This window comes from Kitasatospora sp. NPDC001660, assembly GCF_053596725.1.
Genome location: NZ_JBSFGU010000126.1, coordinates 1 through 2,555 on the forward strand (window position 1 = coordinate 1; position 2,555 = coordinate 2,555).

Sequence of the window (2,555 nt, forward strand, 5' to 3'; positions counted from 1 at the left end):
GCCTGGGCGTACGCGGTCTGGTTCAGCAACTCCGCGTCCTCACCCCACACCACCTCACGTACGGGAAGCTCCATCGCCGCGCACACCGCGTCGAAAGCCCCCGCGAACACCGGGAAGCGCGCGTACAACTCCCGGCCCATACCCAGCCGTTGCGACCCCTGCCCCGAGAACAGGAATGCGAGCCGCCCGCTCGTCGCGACACCGGTCGGCGCCTCGCCGTCCGCCACCGCCCGCAGGCCGGCCAGGAGTTGCTCCGTCCCGTCGCCGACCACGGCCGCGCGGTGTTCGAGCGCGGCGCGGGTCGTCGCCAGCGAGTACGCGACGTCCATCGGACGGGCGTCGGCGTCGGCCGCGAGCAGCCGCTCGGCCTGCGCGCGCAGGGCCTCCGGGGTCGCGGCGGACAGCAGCCACGGGACGATCCCGGGCTCGCCGTGCGCCTCGGTGGACGCCGTCTGCGCCGGTGCGGCCGGGGCCTCCTCGACGATCACGTGGGCGTTGGTGCCGCTGATCCCGAACGAGGACACGCCCGCCCGGCGCGGACGGTCGCCCGGGGCCCACGCCCGACGCTCGGTCAGGAGCCGGACGGCCCCCTCCGACCAGTCCACCTTCTCGCTCGGCTCGTCGACGTGCAGCGTCGAGGGCAGCTCGGCGTTGTGCATCGCGAGCACCATCTTGATCACGCCGGCGACACCGGCCGCGGCCTGGGTGTGGCCGAGGTTCGACTTCACCGAGCCCAGCCACAGCGGCCGGTCCCCCGGGCGGTCCTGGCCGTAGGTGGCGAGGAGGGCCTGCGCCTCGATCGGGTCGCCCAGGGTCGTGCCCGTGCCGTGCGCCTCGACCACGTCGACCTGGTCGGCGCCGAGGCGCGCGTTGGCGAGCGCCTGCCGGATCACCCGCTGCTGCGACGGACCGTTCGGCGCCGTCAGACCGTTCGACGCGCCGTCCTGGTTGACGGCGCTGCCACGGACGAGCGCCAGCACCGGGTGCCCGTTGCGCAGCGCGTCCGACAGCCGCTCGACGACCAGGAAGCCCGCGCCCTCGGCGAAGCCCGTGCCGTCGGCGGCGGACGCGAAGGACTTGCACCGCCCGTCGGGGGCGAGTGCGCCCTGCCGGCCGAACTCGGCGAACACGCCCGGCGTGGCCATGACCGTCACGCCGCCGGTGATCGCGAGCGAGCAGTCGCCCTGCCGCAGCGCCTGGACGGCCAGGTGCAGCGCGACCAGCGAGGAGGAGCAGGCGGTGTCCACCGCGACCGCCGGACCCTCCAGGCCGAGCTTGTACGAGACGCGGCCGGCCACGACGCTGCCGTTGCCGTCGCTGCCCGGGTAGTCGTGGTACATCACGCCGGTGAAGACGCCGGTGCGGGTGCCGCGCAGGCCGGTCGGGTCGATGCCGGCGCGCTCCAGGGCCTCCCAGGAGAGCTCCAGCGTGAGCCGTTGCTGCGGGTCCATCGCGAGGGCCTCGCGCGGGGAGATCCCGAAGAAGTCGGGGTCGAACTCGGCGGCGCCGTCGAGGAATCCGCCCTCGCGGGTGTAGTAGGAGTCCTCGGTGCGAAGGGCGGAGAGGTCCCATCCGCGGTCGGCGGGGAACGGGGAGATCGCGTCCGCGCCGGACGTCACCAGGCGCCACAGCTCCTCGGGCGTGGTCACCCCGCCCGGGTAGCGACAGGCCATGCCGACGATCGCGATCGGGTCGTGGCGGACCTCGGTCGGCGTCCCGGGGAGGTCCGTCGCCGTCGGGTCGACGGGACGGACCCGGTCGTCCGCCAGGTCGAGCAGGGCGTCGACCAGGCCCGCGTCACGGAGCCGCCGGGTCGGGATCGACTGCAACGCGGCGCGCAGGTCGGCCTCGGCGAGGGACGCCTCGCCGCTCGCGGCCGCGGTCCGCGCGCCCAGCTCGGTGACGATGTGGTCCGTCACGGCCTCGGCGTTGGGGTGGTCGAAGGCAAGGGTCGCGGGCAGGCGCAGGCCGGTGAGGATGTTGAGCTGGTTGCGCAGGTCGGTCGCGGCGAGGGAGTCGAAGCCGAGCTCCTGGAACGCCCGGTCCGGCCCGATCGCGTCGCCCGACTCGTGGCCGAGCAGACCGGCCACCCGGGCCCGGACGAGTTCGAGGACGGTCCGCCGCTGCTCCGCCTCCGTCAGCCCGGCGAGCCGGGCGGCGAGACCGCCGGCCGGTGCGGCCGACGCCGGGGCATGAGCCGCCGTGCGGCGGGCTGCCGGGACGAGGGCGCGCAGGAGCGCGGGGACCTCGTCGGTGCGGGCGCGCAGGGCGGCGACGTCGACCCGGATCGGGACGACCGCCGCGCGCTCGCTGCGCAGGGCGGTGGCGAACAGCGCCAGACCGGCCTCGCGGGTGAGCGGCGGGACGCCCTGGGCGGCCATGCGGTTGCGGTTGAGCTCCAGGAGGTGCTCGCCCAGGCCGGCGCCGACGTCCCAGAGGCCGTAGGCCATCGAGGTGGCCGGCAGGCCGGCGGCACGGCGGTGGGCGGCGAGGGCGTCGAGGAAGACGTTCGCGGCGGCGTAGTTGCCCTGGCCGGCGGTCAGGACGAGACCGCC

At 75.7% G+C, this 2,555-nt stretch carries 1 protein-coding gene; it reads right to left on the reverse strand.

Going from position 1 to position 2,555, the window contains the following annotated elements:
- Positions 1 to 2,555: type I polyketide synthase (locus tag ACWCXH_RS39795; RefSeq protein WP_449806397.1), on the reverse strand; the 2,555-nt coding region annotated here is incomplete at both ends.